Below are 14,921 nucleotides of genomic sequence, written 5' to 3' on the forward strand. Positions count from 1 at the left end.
TCAGGCGAAGATCATCGGCATGTCGTCGTCGTCCTCGGCACCGCCGAGGTCGAGATCGACGACCACCGGCACGTGGTCGCTGGGCTGCTCGCCCTTGCGCTCGTTGCGGTGGATCTCGGCGCCGGTCACGGCGTCGGCGAACGGCTTCGAGCCGAGGACGAAGTCGATGCGCACGCCCTCGTTGCGGGGGAATTTCAGGCGCTGGTAGTCCCAGTACGTGAACCCCTCCGGGATGAGCGGGCGCACCACGTCGCTGACGCCGGCGGACTCGAGCGCGAAGAAGGCCGCCCGCTCCTCGGGCGAGACGTGGGTGGAGCGGCCGATCACGATGTCGGGGTCGCCGTTGTCCTTGTCGAACGGGATGATGTTGAAGTCGCCGACCAGCGCGAGCGGGAGCGACGGGTTCGCCGCCGTCTCGGCCGCCGTCGCGTCGCGCAGCGCCTTCAGCCAGTGCAGCTTGTAGTCGAGGTGCGGATCGCCGAGGGCGCGACCGTTGGGCACGTACAGGCTCCACACCCGCACACCGCCGACGGTCGCCCCGAGCGCGCGCGCCTCGAGCGGAGCATCCGGCCCCTCATGGCCCTTCGCGAAGCCGGGCATGCCGGCGAAGTGCGTCTCGACGTCGGTGATCGGCTCACGGCTGACGATCGCGACGCCGTTCCACTGGTTCAGTCCGTGCGCCTCGACGTGGTAACCCGCGTCTTCGAACGGCCCGTAGGGGAACTGCTCGGGCTTGCACTTGATCTCCTGCAGGGCGAGCACGTCGATGTCCTCGCGCACGGCGAAGTCGACGGCGCGGCCCACGCGCGTGCGGATCGAGTTGATGTTCCAGGTGGCCAGACGCATGGTTCCAGCCTATTGGTGGGGTCGGACGTCGTCTGCCGCCCGGGGCGTCGGATCAAGACGAGGAGGGGCGGATGCCACACAGCATCCGCCCCTCCCCGTGAGTCGTTCGCAGGTCAGCCCTGCTCCGCCTTCTTCTCGCGGCGCAGTCCGTGCAGCAGCGGCTCGGTGTAGCCGCTGGGCTGCGCGGCGCCCTCGACGATCAGGCGGCGGGCCGCCGTGTACGCGATGCCCGGCTGCTCGCCGTCGGCGAAGGCCAGCTTCTCGTAGTTCGGGTCGCCGGCGTTCTGCTCGTCGACCACGACCGCGAGTCGGCGCAGGCTGTCGTCGATCTGCTCCTCGGTGATGACGCCGTGGGTCAGCCAGTTGGCCAGCAGCTGGCTGGAGATGCGCAGCGTGGCGCGGTCCTCCATCAGGCCGACATCGTGGATGTCCGGCACCTTCGAGACGCCGATGCCCTGGTCGACCCAGCGCACGACGTAGCCGAGGATCGACTGCACGTTGTTGTCGATCTCGGTGGCGACGACCTCATCGGTCAGGTCGCCCTCGCCCGCGAGCGGCGGAACCAGCAGAGCATCCAGCGCCTCCTCGCCGACCGGCGGCAGAGTCGCGCGAACGGCGAACGGGTCGACCTGGTGGTAGTGCAGCGCGTGCAGCGTGCCGGCCGTGGGCGACGGCACCCAGGCCGTGGATGCGCCGGACTGCGGGTGCGCGATCTTCTTCTCGAGCATGTCGTGCATGAGGTCGGGCTCGGCCCACATGCCCTTGCCGATCTGGGCGCGGCCGTCGAGGCCGGATGCCAGGCCGATGGCCACGTTGCGGTCCTCGTAGGCCTTCATGAACGGCTGCTGCTTGATCGCGGCCTTCGGCAGGAACGGGCCGGCGTGCAGCGAGGTGTGGATCTCGTCGCCGGTGCGGTCCAGGAAGCCGGTGTTGATGAACACGACGCGGTCGGATGCGGCGGCGATCGAGGCGGCGAGGTTCGCCGAGGTGCGGCGCTCCTCGTCCATGATGCCGACCTTCATGGTGCGAGCCGGCAGGCCCAGCAGCTCCTCGACACGACCGAACAGCTCGGCCGCGAACGCGACCTCCTCCGGTCCGTGCATCTTCGGCTTCACGATGTACATCGAGCCGGTGCGGGAGTTGGCGCCCCTGTTCGGGCCCTCGAGCTCGGGCAGCGAGCCGAGCCCGGTCATGATCGCGTCGACGATGCCCTCGAAGACCTCGTCGCCGTTGCGGTCCAGCACGGCGGGGGTGCGCATCAGGTGGCCGACGTTGCGGATGAACAGCACGGCACGGCCGGGCAGGGTGATCTCGCCGCCGTCGGCGGTGCGGTAGACGCGGTCGGGGTTCGGCACGCGGGTGAAGGTGCGCCCGTTCTTGGTCACCGACTCGGCGATGCTGCCGTCCATGAATCCGCGCCAGTTGCGGTAGCCGAGGGCCTTGTCCTCGCCGTCGACGGCGGCGACCGAGTCCTCGAGGTCGAGGATGGTGGTGATCGCGGACTCGAGGATGATGTCCTGCACGCCGGCGGCATCCGTGGCGCCGATCCGGCCCGCGCGATCGATCACGATCTCGGCGTGCAGACCGTTGTGCACCAGAAGGATGCCGGTGGGCGCATCCGCCTCGCCGGTGTAGCCGACGAACGCGGCGGGCGTCGCGAGGCGGCGGTCGCCGTCGGCGGTCTGCACGAGCAGGCCGTCCGCGTCGACGCGGTAGCCCGTGGCATCCGTGTGCGACCCCTCGGTCAGGGGAGCGATCTCGTCGAGGAACCGGCGGCCGCGGGCGACGACAGCGGCGGCGCGGGTGAAGTTGAACTCCTTGCCGGGGGCCAGCTCGCCGGTCTGGTCGATCGCGTCGGTGCCGTACAGTGCGTCGTAGAGCGAACCCCAGCGGGCGTTCGCGGCGTTGATCGCGAACCGGGCGTTCAGCAGCGGCACGACCAGCTGGGGGCCGGCCATCGTGGCGATCTCGGGGTCGACGTTCTCCGTCGTGATCGCCACGTTCTCGGGGACCGGCACCAGATAGCCGATCTCGTTCAGCAGCGCGCGGTAGGCGTCCTTGTCGGGCAAGCCCGGGTTCGCCTTGTGGAACGCGTCGATGCGCTCCTGCAGCTCGGCGCGCTTGGCGAGCAGTTCGGCGTTGCGGGGGACGAGGTCGTGCACGATCGCACTCGCTCCGGCCCAGAACGCGTCGACGTCGCGACCGGAGTCGACGAGCGACGCCTCAGCGAACTCGACGATCGGCGCGGCGACCGAGAGGTCTGCGCGGCTGAGGTGCGAGGTCATATTTCCATTCCTTCTGTACGAGCGCCGAGGCGCGTGAGGGTCTCGATGGCGATCGCGGCGTCCACGGCCGGCGGGCCGCCGGCGATGCCGAGGCCGCCGACGTGCTGGTCGCCGAAGAAGATCGGCACACCGCCGTCGATCGTGGTGAGTGCGCCGCCCGTTCCGAGCGGCAGGGTCGTGGCGAGGGCTTCCGGGATCTGCGCCGTGCGGCGCCGGGTCGATGCCGCGGTCGCGGCCTTCCGACGGCTGGTCTCGGCGCTGTGCGGGGTGGCGTCGTCGGCCATGCCGTAGGCGATCAGGGTCATGGATGGGTCGGCGACGGCGGCGACGACGCGCACGTCGTGCTCCGCACCGACCTCCATGGCGATGGCGACCGCGCGGGCGGCCGTCTCGTAGGTGATCGTGGCGATCTGACGGTGGGTGGACATCGATGTCTCCTCGCTTCTCGACCGTTACTAATTCACATAGCGAAACCGGAGTCTCGCATGATGGAAGTATATGTCTTGATATCGAGAAATGTCCAGTGTCGTCCAGGGCACGCAGAACAGCGCCCCATGCAGGGCGTGCACGACGTGCGCGTCAGCGCTCTGCGGGGTCGGCGGTGCCGATGAGCACGCCGCGCGCGAGGCAGTGGAAGTGCCGGTTGAAGCCCAGGTACGCGGGTGTCTCGTCGCCGTCCAGGTCGATCTCCTCGACGTCCAGCGCATCGACCACGAAGAAGTAGCGATGCAGGCCGGTTCCGGGCGGGGGAGCGGCGCCGATGTAGCGCTGCAGACGCGCCTCGTTCGGCAGTACGACGGCTCCGGCCGGCAACGACGAGGCATCCCCGTCTCCAGCGGCCAGCGACCGCAGGTCGGCGGGGAGGTTGCCGACGGCCCAATGCCAGAAGCCCGACCCGGTGGGAGCGTCCGGATCGAAGCACGAGATCGCGATGCTCTTCGTGCCGGCCGGTGGCTGCGACCACTCCAGAGTCGGATGCCGGTCCGCACCGCCCCTGCTCGACGACCAGGCCGACACGGGCACCGGCCCGCCCGCCTCGAAGTCGGGGCTGGTCAGCGCGAGCGGCGCCACGGGGCGCAGCTCGGCGAGAGCGGCGTACGGGTCGTAAGAGAACATGGCGGACCTCCTCGGATGCCACGATATGCCGCGGCGCCCGCCCTGAATAGACTGGGTGTCGTGACCGACCTCGCCGCAGACCGCCAGACCCTGCTCGATCTGATCAAGGGAGAGGCGGTGTTCCACGGTGACTTCACGCTCTCCAGCGGCAAGAAGGCCACCTACTACGTCGACATGCGCAAGCTGACCCTCGACCACCGGGCGGCTCCGGCCATCGGGCGCATCATGCTCGACCTCATCAAGGACACCGAGGTCGTGGCGGTCGGCGGGCTGACGCTCGGCGCAGACCCGATCGCGAACGCGGTCATGCATGCGTCGGTCGCATCCGAGGATCGTCCGCTGGACGCTTTCGTCGTGCGCAAGGAGCCCAAGGACCACGGCCGCGGCCGCCAGATCGAGGGCGCTGACGTCAAGGGCAAGCGCGTCGTCGTGCTCGAGGACACCTCGACCACCGGTCAGTCCGCGCTGAAGGCCGTCGAGGTGCTGCGTCGTGAGGGCGCCGAGGTCGTCGCCGTCGCCGTGATCGTCGACCGCAAGACCGGCGCGCAGGCCGCGATCGAGGCCGAGGGACTGCAGTGGCTGGCCGCGTTCGATCTCGACGACCTGGGCCTGGACCCGCAGTGACCCGCGCGGCCCTCGCCGTCGACGTCGGCGGCACCAAGCTCGAGGCCGCGCTCGTCCGTGAGGACGGCTCGCTCATCGCCGCGAGCCGCGTGCGCCGGCCCACCGGTCGCGATGCGGATGCTGCGTCGCTGGGCACGGCGGTCCGCGAGGCGGTCACGGCGGCACTCGCTGCGCTGCCGACCGACGACGAGCTCGTGGGAGCGGGGATCGGCAGTGCCGGTCCGGTCGATCGCTCCGCGGGCCGGATCTCTCCCGTGAACATGCCGCTCGCCCGTGGCTTCGACGTCGTCTCCGCGGTTCGCGGCGCGGCATCCGCGGCGCTCGGCCGCGACCTGCATCCGGTGCTGGGCCACGACGGTGGCGCGCTCGCTCTCGCGGAGTCGTGGCTCGGAGCGACGCAGGGTGCGAAGGCCTCACTGTCGATCGTCGTGTCGACGGGTGTCGGCGGCGGCTTCGTGCTGAACGGTCAGTACGAGCCCGGCGCGACAGGCAACGCAGGGCACCTGGGCCAGGTGCGCCGCGAGGACGGACTCACGCTCGAGGAGATCGCCTCGGGACCGGCATCCGCCGCCTGGGCGCGGACGCAGGGCTGGACCGGCGAGACCGGTGAGGACCTCGCCCGCGACGCCGCGGCCGGCGACGCCACCGCGCGCGCCGCGATCGAGCGTTCGGCGAAGGCCGTCGGAGAGGCACTGGCGGACGCCGCGACCCTCATCGACCTCGACGTCGTCGCGATCGGCGGCGGCTTCTCGCACGTCTCGCACGACTACGTCGACCTCGTCCAGCACGCGCTCTCGGCGTATGCCTTCCACGCGTACTCCCGCCGCACCCGCGTGCTGCGTTCCGCGCTCGCCGGCGAGGGGCCGCTCATCGGCGCCGCAGCGTTCGTCCTGCGCGGCTGACCGTCCGGCCGGTGCCGTCGCGCCGATCCGGTGCCTTGCCCGCGTTCGCTTCCGCGTGTCTCGACGCGACCGCACCGGGTCGCCGCAGGCGGCGCCGTGTCAGAGGTTCTGCGGTGCGGCGGAGCGGGCGCGGCGCCGGCTGAGCACCGTGTCGATCGTGACGGCGAGCACCAGTACGGCGCCGGTGACGATGTTGCGGGTCGCGGCATCCAGATCGAGCAGCGTCAGTCCGTTCGCGATGGACTGGATGACGAGGATGCCGAAGAACGCCGACCACGCGCTGCCGCGGCCTCCGTACAGGCTCGCGCCGCCGACGATCGCGGCGGCGATCGCCATCAGGAACAGCTCCCCGCCGCCGGTGCTCTGGTTCGCGGCGGCCAGGCGGCCCGCGGCGAGCACGCCGCCGAGCGCGGCGAACGTCGAGCACGACACGAATGCGCTGATGAGGATGCGCTGCACCGGGACGCCCGCCAGACGCGCGGCCTCGCTGTTGCCGCCTATGGCTCGGATGCCCCGGCCCCAGCGCGTGCGCCGCAGCAGCACGTCGACGCCCCAGATCAGCGCGACGAAGAGCACGACGCTCCAGCCCACGCCGCGGTCCTGCGAGAGGGCGGCCACCGGGATCGCGAGCGCCGCAGCGACGACCAGGGTCCACACCGCGATCGCGAGCAGCGACTCTGCGTGCAGCCCGGCGGTCAGGCGCCTGCGGCGGATCAGCAGCCGGGTGCCGGCGACGACGGCCGTGACGATCGCGGCCAGCGTCCAGGCCAGCCAGGTGGGCACGAACGCGGTCTGACTGAACTCGACCAGCCAGGAGTCGTACCGCAGGTTCACCGAGCCGGCTGAGCCGAGGATCTTCCACTGCACACCGGCGACGACGAGCAGGCCGGCCAGCGTCAGCACGAAACCGGGCAGTCCGGCCCGGGCGATCAGCACGCCGTAGACGATGCCGATCACCGCTCCGGCGGCCAGCGCGACCAGCACCGAGACGACCAGCGGCCAGCCCAGGTTCATCGAGGTCACGGCGACGATGGCCGCGGCCAGGCCGCTCACCGATCCGACCGACAGGTCGATCTGCCCGACGAGCAGCACGATCACGACCCCGAGCGCGATGATGCCGGTCGACACCGACTGAAGAGACAGGTTGACGAGGTTCTCGGAGGTCCAGAACGTCGGTGACGCGGCGCCGAGGATGACCCAGATCGCCAGCAGCGCGATGATGATCGGCACCAGCGGGCGCTCGCCGTTCTTGACGCGCCGCCACGAATCCACGACGCTCACAGGCCGGTCTCCCTTCCCGCGCCGCTCGGCCGCACGGCGGTGGCGCCGGTGATCGCGCCGAGCAGCTCCTCCGCGGTGACCTCGGCGGTGTCGTACTCGGCGACCAGGTGTCCGAGGCGCAGCACGACGACGCGGTCGGCGACCGCGAGCACGTCCGTGATGGAGTGGCTGGCGAGCACGACCGCGTGACCACGCGCGCGCAGGCGGCCGATCAGAGTGAGGATCTGCGCGGTCTGCCGCACGCCGAGCCCGTTGGTCGGCTCGTCCAGCAGGATGACGCGGGGCTCGCCGAGCAGTGTGCGCGCGATCGCGACGCTGCGCCGCTGACCGCCGGAGAGAGCCTGCACGGGGACCCGGACGTCGGGGATGCGCGCGGCGAGGCTGTCCAGCACGACGCGGGCGTCGTGCTCCATCCGCACCTCGTCCAGCACCCCGCCGAGCACCTCCTCGTGTCCGAGGTAGAGGTTCTCGACCACGTCGAGGTTGCCGCACAGCGCGAGCGTCTGCGGCGAGGCGACGATGCCGAGCCGGCGGGCGTCCGCGGGGGAGCGGAACCGGGCCGCCTCCCCGTCGACGCGGACCGTGCCCGAGTCGGGCGTGACGGCACCGGAGGCGACGGCCATGAGGGTCGACTTGCCGGCGCCGTTGTCGCCGACCACGGCGAGCACCTCTCCGGCGCGCACCCCGAGGTCGACGTCGACCAGGGCGTGCGCGGCGCCGAAGCTCTTCGACACGCGGTCGAGAGACAGGACGGCTGTCATGGGGTCTCCTTGTCGATGAGGCCGTTCTCGATGCAGGCGTCCCGGTAGGCGGGAGCGCACACGTCGTCGAGCGCATGGATGCGCCCGCGGATGATGACCCGCTCCACGTCGCCTCGGAACACGCTGGTCGGCGCGAGCAGGAAGCTCGGCACGCCGCGGATCTTCGCTACGGCGACGGGATGCTCGCCGCGCAGCAGCCGCACCGCGACCTCGGCCGCGATGCGCGCCTGGCTCTCGGTCGACTTCGCGACGGTCATCAGCTGGTCGCCGTCGAGGATGCGCTGCACCGCCGAGAGCTCGGCGTCCTGCCCGGACACCGGCGGAACGGGGTCGATGCCGGCCGCCTTGACCGATGCGATCGACCCGCCGGCCAGCCCGTCGTTGGCGGCGATGATGCCGTCGACGTCGCCCGGGTGCTGGGTGAGTTGCCCCGTCACCCAGTCCTGGGCACGGGTCGCGCTCCACGCCGGCGACTCGAACTCGCCGAGTACGCGCGCATCGCTCCGGTCCAGCACGCTGTGGATGCCGGCGCGCAGGTCGGCTGCGTTCGGGTCGGTCGCGGAGCCGTTCACGACGAGGATGCCGGGGTCGTCGATGCCCTGGTCGGCGAGCTGCTTCAGTACGGCCAGAGCCTGCATCCGGCCGATCAGCTTCGAGTCGAACGACACGTAGGCCGTGACGTCCGGGCTCGCGATGAACCGGTCGTAGGCCACCACGAGTGCGCCCTCGCGGGCCGCGGCGGCGGCGATCGCCTCGGCTGCGACGGCGTCGACGGCGTCGATCACCAGCACCCCCGCCCCGCGCGCGAGCATGGCCTCGGCCTGCTCCTGCTGCCGCGCAGCGCTGCCTCCGGCGTTCGCGTACAGCAGCGTGCAGGTCGGGCATCGCTCGCCGGCCACGTCCTCGAAGGTGGGGCGGTCGGAGGTCTCGTAGCGGGTCACTTCGGCGTCGGGCAGAAGCAGCGCGATCGTCCCCTCCGACTCCGCGGACGGGACCTGCTCGGAACGGCACGCGCTCATCGTGAGCGCCGAGACAACGACGGTGAGGGCAGCGACCCCGCGCAGCAGCATCCGCCTCATGACGGGACCCCCAGCACACCGAGTTCGCGGGCGCGGTCGAGTGCGGCGGCGATCGCGCCGCGCAGCTCGGCCTCGGCGCCGAAGGCGGAGGCGACGACCTCGGGTGCTCCGAGCGTGGAGCTCAGCGTGTGCCGCTCGACGGCGTCGCGCAGCGGGTCGAGCAGGATGTCCCCGGCGTCGGCGAGGCGGCCGCCCACCACGACGACCTCGGGATCGAGCAGGTTGCACAGCGTGGCGATGGCCGTGCCCAGCGCCTGCCCGGTGTCGGCGATGGCGCGCCGGCAGCCGGCGTCGCCGTCGAGGGCGCGGACCACGACGTCGTCGAGGGTGAGGTGCCCGTGGCTGTCGCGCAGCAGGTTCAGCATCGGTGCGGAGCCGGCGACCGTCTCCAGGCATCCGCGGTTGCCGCAACGGCACACGGGGCCCTGCTCGTCGACGACGACGTGACCGATCTCGCCGGCGGCGCCCCGCCGACCCGCCAGCACCCGTCCGCCGACCACCAGGCCGGCACCGATGGCGTGGGAGGCATGGACGTAGGCGACCGGATCCTTGCCCGCCCCGGCGCCGAACCTCGCCTCGGCGAGCGCTCCGAGGTTCGCGTCGTTGTCGACGACCACGGGCACGCGAAGTGCGGCCGAGAGCGGCTCGGAGACGGCGGCGCCGTCCCAGCCTCGGAGCAGCGTCTGCGACGAGACCGCGCCGTCGCGCACCGGCGCGGGAACGCCGATCGCCACAGCCAGCAGTTCGTCGTCGGAGGCGCCGACCGATTCGATCAGTTCCTCGATGAGCATCGCCGCGCGCTGCAGCGTCATGTCGGCACGGTGGTCGGCGGCGAGCGGTAGCGTCTCGGTCGCGAGGGGCTGCATCGCCGCGTCGGCGATCGTGACCTGCATGGTGCGGGCGCCGACGTCGATGCCGGCGACCAGGCCGATCGACCTGGCCAGAGTGACCAGGCGGGCGCGACGTCCGGAGCGGATCGACGGGCTGGTGTCGAGCACGCCGCTCTCGCTGAGCTCGGTGACGATGTTCGAGACGCTCGCCGCGGAGAGCCCCGTGATCGAGGCGAGTTCGACCTGCGTCAGGGCCCCGTGCTGCTGCACGGCGCTGACGACGCGGGCGCGGTTCGCCTCGCGGAGCGAGGTCTGCGACCCCGGCGTCGACTGCGTCTGCTGCACTGTCCCAGAGTAGCCGCGAAAGGGGTTGAGTTCAGGAGATAACGCAAGGGTCACAGATGGCCGGATCTTGAGTTCACGTCTTGACATCAAGAAATGAACTCTGCTGAGATGGGCAGCGCAGCGCACCCCGGGCGCTCCTCACGAACGGTCGTGAGACATTCGGCAATGAAGGCGGAAATCATGCGCAAGAAGACTCTGTTGGCGCTCGGAGCAGGGGCGGCTGTCCTCGCACTCGGGCTCACCTCGTGCAGCAGCGGCGGAGGCGGCGACACGGGCGACAAGGGCGGCGACGCGAGCGGCGAGGTGGAGGTCTTCACCTGGTGGGCAGCCGGCTCCGAGAAGGCCGGCCTGGACGCGCTCGTCGACGTGTTCAACGAGCAGCACCCCGATGTGAAGTTCGTCAACGGCGCGGTCGCCGGCGGCGCGGGCTCCGCCGCGAAGGACCTGCTGCAGTCCCGGCTGCAGGCGGGCGACCCGCCGGACACGTTCCAGGCGCACGCCGGAGCCGAGCTGCAGGACTACATCGACGCCGGCCAGGTCGAGGACGTCTCCGACCTGTACGACGAGTTCGGCCTGCGCGACGCGTTCCCGAAGGACCTGGTCGACCGCCTGACGGTCGACGGCGCGATCTACTCGATCCCGTCGAACATCCACCGCGCCAACGTGGTGTGGGCGAACCCGACCGTGCTGAAGGACGCCGGCCTCGACCCCGCCGCGAAGTACGAGACCCTCGACGACTGGTTCACCGCGCTCGATGCGGTGAAGGCCAAGGGCAAGACCGCACTGTCGATCGCGACCACCTGGACTCAGGTGCAGCTGCTCGAGACGGTGCTGCTCTCCGACCTCGGCACGGACGGCTACAACGGGCTGTGGGACGGCAAGACCGATTGGAAGGGCTCGGAGGTGACCGACGCTCTGAAGGACTTCGAGAAGCTCATGAGCTACACGAACACCGACCGTGACGGTCTGGACTGGCCCGACGCCACCCAGCAGGTCATCGACGGCGACGCCGGATTCAACGTGATGGGCGACTGGGCCGAGGCCGCGTTCGCCGAGGCCGACAAGAAGTCCCCGGCCGACTACATCTACTTCCCGGTGCCCGGCACCGACGGCGTCTTCGACTTCCTGGCCGACTCGTTCACGCTGACCGTGGGTGCTCCCAACCCCGACGGCGCGAAGGCCTGGCTGGAGACCGTCGGCTCTGCCGAGGGGCAGGAGGCGTTCAACAAGGCGAAGGGGTCGATCCCGGCGCGCACCGATGCCGACACGAGCGACTTCAGCGAGTACCAGAAGACCGCGATCGAGTCGTTCGGCAAGGACACCATCGTGTCCTCGCTCGCGCACGGTGCGGCCGTCCCGGTTGCGACGCTGAACAAGATCTCCGACGCGACCAGCAAGTTCACGACGGGGGCGTCCGACCTGGCCGCCTTCCAGTCCGAGCTCGCGGCGGCCGTCGAAGGCTGAGCAGTCCGACCGCCCGGGGCGTGAGCCCCGGGCGGTTCCTGCAGAGGAGCACCATGCGCAAACGATTCAGAGCGGCGGGACCCCCGCTGCTGCTGCTCGCCCCGTCGCTGATCCTGATGGCGATCTTCGTCTACGGCCTGCTGGCGGCGAACTTCCAGACCTCCATCACCGACAACCACACCGCCGCACAGGCCACCGGCCGCAAGCCGACGACGGTCGTGTGGTTCGAGAACTACGGCGATCTGCTCACCAGTGAGAGCTTCCAGCACTCGCTGATGAACCTGCTGCTCTTCACCGTCGTCTTCCTCGCCGGAACGATGATCATCGGCTTCGGCTGGGCGTGGCTGATGGACCGGCCCTCCAAGGGCGAGGGCTTTTTCCGGGCGATCTACCTGTTCCCGATGGCCGTCTCGTTCATCGCATCCGGTGTCGTCTGGCGCTGGCTGCTGAACTCGAACGAGGGCGAGAAGGCCAGCGGCCTGAACCGGCTGTTCCAGATGATCGGCCTCGACTTCCTGCAGAACCCGTGGTGGAACAACATCACGTTCGGCATCGTGGCGATCGCCCTGCCGGCGATCTGGCAGCTGTCCGGCTACGTGATGGCGCTGTTCCTCGCCGGATTCCGCGGCATCCCCGACGAGCTCCGTGAAGCGGCCCGCATGGACGGCGCGAGCGAGTGGCAGCTGTATCGCATGGTGCTGTTCCCGCAGCTGTCACCGGTGGCGCTGTCGGCGCTGATCATCATCGGCCACATGTCGCTGAAGTCGTTCGACCTGATCATGTCGATCTCCAAGCCCGCGAACTATCAGACCAAGGTGCCCGCGGTCGACATGTACGTGTTCAAGTCGAGCTTCGACTACGCGAACTCGGCGGCTGTCGGCGCCATCCTGCTGGTGCTCGTCGCAGTGATCGTCATCCCGTACCTCATCTGGACCAGCCGTCAGGAGAAGCGATGACCGCCGCGACGACGACCATCCTGGACTCCGGCCTGGACAAGACCCCGGTGGTCCGCCCCGCGAAGTCGCGGTTCAGCGTGGGCCGCACCGTGAAGTACGCGGTGATGATCCTGTTCGTGCTGATCGTGCTGACGCCGGTGTACGTGCTGCTCGTGACCAGCTTCAAGGGCCCGGGCGACGCCTCGCCGACCCGCGCCTGGAACCTGCCCGAGATGTGGGTGCTGGACAACTGGATCGGCGCGTGGACAGCCCTGGCCCCGTCGATCGGGCGATCCTTCCTCATCGTGATCCCCGCCGCGCTCATCTCGGCCTTCCTCGGCTCCATGAACGGCTACGTGCTCTCCCTGTGGCGGTTCCGCGGCGCGAACCTCGTGTTCACGCTGATCCTGTTCGGCATGTTCATCCCGTACCAGGCGGTGATGATCCCGCTGCTGCAGATCACGATCAAGCTGGGCATCCCGAGCGGCGTGCCGTCCCTGATCATGATGCACGTCATCTACGGCATCCCGATCACGACGCTGATCTTCCGCAACTACTACCTGACCGTGCCGAACGAGCTGGTCGAGGCCGGGCGGGTGGACGGCGCCGGGATGCTGCGGACGTACTGGTCGATCATCCTGCCGATCTCGATCCCCAGCTTCGTGGTGGTGCTGATCTGGCAGTTCACGAACGCGTGGAACGACTACCTGTTCGCCGTGTTCTTCTCCTCGAGCCAGAACGGGCCGGTGACGCTGGCGCTGAACAACCTGGCCAACGGAGCGCTGCTGCAGGACTACGGCATCTCGATGGCCGGGGCGCTGCTGGCGTCGCTGCCGCCGCTGATCGTCTACATCCTGCTCGGGAAGTACTTCGTGGGCGGCCTGATGTCGGGCTCGGTCAAGGGGTAGCGCGGAACGGCCCCGCGGATCCCGTCACTGACGCGGTCCGCGGGGCTTGTCGTCGTCGTCCCACGGGCCCTCGTACCAGGCGCCCTTGTCGTCGTGCTTCGGCTTGCGCAGCAGCTGCACGGCGAAGACCGTGACTGCGGAGAGTCCGATGCCGATCATCACCAGGAACAGCAGGTCCTGCTGGCTCATGGTCGCTTCCCTTCCGCGGCATCCGCCACGATCTTCGCGATCCGGTTCGCGCGGGTCTCGGCGCGCTTGGCCATCGCGATCTGTGTGAGACCCATCTTGCGCGCGGATGCCGGGAACGAGTCCCAGCCGGCGCGCGCTGCGGGTGCGGCGTCGAGCGCGGCCGTCAGGTCGTCGGGCTCGATGCCCGCACCAGGACCGTCCAGCACCTCCCATGCGCCGTTCGCCTTGGCGATCTCGATCGCTCGGATGCCGGCCGGCGCCAGCATCCCCTCGGATTCGAGCTTCGCGACCCGGGCCTTGTTGGTGGCAGCCCAGCCGCTGGACGCGCGGCGGGGCGCGAACCACAGTCCGCCGATGCGCTCGTCGAAGCTGCGCACCGGACCGTCGATCCACCCGAAGCAGAGCGCCTGCAGGATGGACTCCTCGTAGCCGATGTGCACGTCGTCGTTGCCCGGCCGCGGGCGCACCAGCCAGGCGCCCTTGGAAGTGGCGTGGTTCTCGGTCAGCCAGGCGCGCCAGGTGGCGGCGTCCGCCGCCACCACGCGCTCGCCCTCGTCGAGCGCGCCCATCAGCGCACCTCCGGCAGCAGGTCGGCGACCGAGGCGACGACCTCGTCGGGGCGGAACGGGTACTTCTCGATCTCGGCTTGGTCGCTGATGCCGGTGAGCACCAGCACGGTGTGCAGCCCCGCCTCGATGCCTGCGACGATGTCGGTGTCCATCCGGTCGCCGATCATCCCGGTGCGCTTGGAGTGCGCACCGATCTGATTGAGCGCCGACCGGAACATCATCGGGTTCGGCTTGCCGACCACATACGGCTCACGGCCGGTTGCCTTGGTGATCAGGGCGGCGATCGCGCCGGTCGCAGGCAGCGGCCCCTCGGCGCTCGGGCCCGTGGCATCCGGGTTCGTGACGATGAATCGCGCACCGGCGTCGATCAGCCGGATCGCCTTGGTGATCGCCTCGAAGGAGTAGTTGCGGGTCTCGCCGACGACCACGAAGTCGGGGTTCGTCTCGGTCATGATGAACCCGGCGTCGTGCAGCGCGGTGAGGATGCCGGCCTCGCCGATCACGAACGCCGAGCCGCCCGGCACCTGTGAGGCGAGGAAGTCGGCGGTGGCGAGGGCGGATGTCCAGATCCGGTGCTCCGGCACATGCAGACCACTGGCGCGCAACCGCGCGGAGAGGTCGCGTGCGGTGAAGATCGAGTTGTTCGTCAGCACCAGGTACGGGATGTCTGCTTCCTCCCATCCCGCGAGCAGATCGGATGCGCCGGGAATGGCGTCGTTCTCATGCACGAGCACGCCGTCCATGTCGGTCAGCCAGCATTCGATCTCGGAGCGTTCAGCCATGACGC

At 70.0% G+C, this 14,921-nt stretch carries 16 protein-coding genes; 5 read left to right on the top strand and 11 right to left on the bottom strand.

The window, feature by feature from the left end; translation table 11 throughout:
- The 4 genes from ACFVAE_RS12560 to ACFVAE_RS12575 all read right to left on the bottom strand — a co-directional run bounded on the left by ACFVAE_RS12560 (position 1) and on the right by ACFVAE_RS12575 (position 4,247).
- Positions 1-846 carry an exodeoxyribonuclease III gene (locus ACFVAE_RS12560; RefSeq protein ID WP_378892465.1) on the bottom strand — a complete coding sequence of 282 codons (846 nt, stop codon included), beginning with the start codon at positions 844-846 and terminating at the stop codon, positions 1-3.
- 113 nt (positions 847-959) lie between these two features.
- The gene (locus ACFVAE_RS12565) at positions 960-3,131 is read right to left on the bottom strand and encodes a malate synthase G (RefSeq protein ID WP_378892468.1); all 2,172 of its coding nucleotides are present in this window, start codon (positions 3,129-3,131) and stop codon (positions 960-962) included.
- A complete protein-coding gene (locus ACFVAE_RS12570; RefSeq protein WP_378892471.1) occupies positions 3,128-3,559 on the bottom strand; it encodes a heme-binding protein in 432 nt (143 codons plus the stop codon). The genes ACFVAE_RS12565 and ACFVAE_RS12570 overlap by 4 nt, the downstream gene beginning before the upstream one ends.
- A 151-nt stretch (positions 3,560-3,710) precedes the next feature.
- The gene (locus ACFVAE_RS12575) at positions 3,711-4,247 is read right to left on the bottom strand and encodes a YbhB/YbcL family Raf kinase inhibitor-like protein (protein WP_378892474.1); all 537 of its coding nucleotides are present in this window, start codon (positions 4,245-4,247) and stop codon (positions 3,711-3,713) included.
- Positions 4,248-4,307: 60 nt separating this feature from the next.
- Here ACFVAE_RS12575 and pyrE point away from each other — a divergent pair, with 60 nt between their 5' ends.
- Positions 4,308-4,871 (top strand): orotate phosphoribosyltransferase, encoded by a 564-nt coding sequence (gene pyrE / locus ACFVAE_RS12580; protein ID WP_378892477.1) that lies wholly within the window; start codon positions 4,308-4,310, stop codon positions 4,869-4,871.
- The gene (locus tag ACFVAE_RS12585) at positions 4,868-5,773 is read left to right on the top strand and encodes an ROK family protein (protein ID WP_378892480.1); all 906 of its coding nucleotides are present in this window, start codon (positions 4,868-4,870) and stop codon (positions 5,771-5,773) included. The genes pyrE and ACFVAE_RS12585 overlap by 4 nt, the downstream gene beginning before the upstream one ends.
- A gap of 99 nt (positions 5,774-5,872) precedes the next feature.
- On the opposite strand, the gene ACFVAE_RS12590 is transcribed toward ACFVAE_RS12585, so the two are convergent.
- Genes ACFVAE_RS12590 through ACFVAE_RS12605 form a run of 4 tightly spaced genes read right to left on the bottom strand, consistent with a single transcriptional unit; the run spans position 5,873 to position 10,069 of the window.
- Positions 5,873-7,054 carry a sugar ABC transporter permease gene (locus ACFVAE_RS12590; protein ID WP_378892483.1) on the bottom strand — a complete coding sequence of 394 codons (1,182 nt, stop codon included), beginning with the start codon at positions 7,052-7,054 and terminating at the stop codon, positions 5,873-5,875.
- Complete coding sequence (locus ACFVAE_RS12595) at positions 7,051-7,815, bottom strand: ATP-binding cassette domain-containing protein (protein ID WP_378892486.1); 765 nt, start codon at positions 7,813-7,815, stop codon at positions 7,051-7,053. Before ACFVAE_RS12595 ends, ACFVAE_RS12590 begins: the two co-directional genes overlap by 4 nt.
- On the bottom strand, positions 7,812-8,894 hold the full coding sequence (locus ACFVAE_RS12600) for a substrate-binding domain-containing protein (protein WP_378892489.1): 1,083 nt from the start codon (positions 8,892-8,894) through the stop codon (positions 7,812-7,814). Before ACFVAE_RS12600 ends, ACFVAE_RS12595 begins: the two co-directional genes overlap by 4 nt.
- Positions 8,891-10,069, bottom strand: coding sequence for an ROK family transcriptional regulator (locus ACFVAE_RS12605; protein WP_378892492.1), 1,179 nt, complete (start codon positions 10,067-10,069; stop codon positions 8,891-8,893). The genes ACFVAE_RS12600 and ACFVAE_RS12605 overlap by 4 nt, the downstream gene beginning before the upstream one ends.
- Positions 10,070-10,249: 180 nt before the next feature.
- Here ACFVAE_RS12605 and ACFVAE_RS12610 point away from each other — a divergent pair, with 180 nt between their 5' ends.
- From ACFVAE_RS12610 to ACFVAE_RS12620, 3 genes are read left to right on the top strand one after another with little or no spacing between them, the layout of a single operon-like run.
- Positions 10,250-11,533 carry an ABC transporter substrate-binding protein gene (locus ACFVAE_RS12610; protein WP_378892495.1) on the top strand — a complete coding sequence of 428 codons (1,284 nt, stop codon included), beginning with the start codon at positions 10,250-10,252 and terminating at the stop codon, positions 11,531-11,533.
- A gap of 53 nt (positions 11,534-11,586) precedes the next feature.
- Positions 11,587-12,489, top strand: a complete 903-nt coding sequence (locus ACFVAE_RS12615; RefSeq protein ID WP_378892498.1) for a carbohydrate ABC transporter permease — start codon at positions 11,587-11,589, stop codon at positions 12,487-12,489.
- The gene (locus ACFVAE_RS12620) at positions 12,486-13,376 is read left to right on the top strand and encodes a carbohydrate ABC transporter permease (protein WP_378892501.1); all 891 of its coding nucleotides are present in this window, start codon (positions 12,486-12,488) and stop codon (positions 13,374-13,376) included. The genes ACFVAE_RS12615 and ACFVAE_RS12620 overlap by 4 nt, the downstream gene beginning before the upstream one ends.
- 24 nt (positions 13,377-13,400) lie before the next feature.
- On the opposite strand, the gene ACFVAE_RS12625 is transcribed toward ACFVAE_RS12620, so the two are convergent.
- Genes ACFVAE_RS12625 through ACFVAE_RS12635 form a run of 3 tightly spaced genes read right to left on the bottom strand, consistent with a single transcriptional unit; the run spans position 13,401 to position 14,916 of the window.
- Complete coding sequence (locus ACFVAE_RS12625; RefSeq protein WP_378892503.1) at positions 13,401-13,565, bottom strand: hypothetical protein; 165 nt, start codon at positions 13,563-13,565, stop codon at positions 13,401-13,403.
- A complete protein-coding gene (locus ACFVAE_RS12630) occupies positions 13,562-14,134 on the bottom strand; it encodes a YdeI family protein (RefSeq protein WP_378892505.1) in 573 nt (190 codons plus the stop codon). The genes ACFVAE_RS12625 and ACFVAE_RS12630 overlap by 4 nt, the downstream gene beginning before the upstream one ends.
- On the bottom strand, positions 14,134-14,916 hold the full coding sequence (locus tag ACFVAE_RS12635; protein ID WP_378892508.1) for an HAD-IIA family hydrolase: 783 nt from the start codon (positions 14,914-14,916) through the stop codon (positions 14,134-14,136). Before ACFVAE_RS12635 ends, ACFVAE_RS12630 begins: the two co-directional genes overlap by 1 nt.
- Between the last annotated feature and the right edge of the window lie 5 nt (positions 14,917-14,921).

The organism is Microbacterium sp. NPDC057659, assembly GCF_042799915.1.
Lineage (GTDB): Bacteria > Actinomycetota > Actinomycetes > Actinomycetales > Microbacteriaceae > Microbacterium.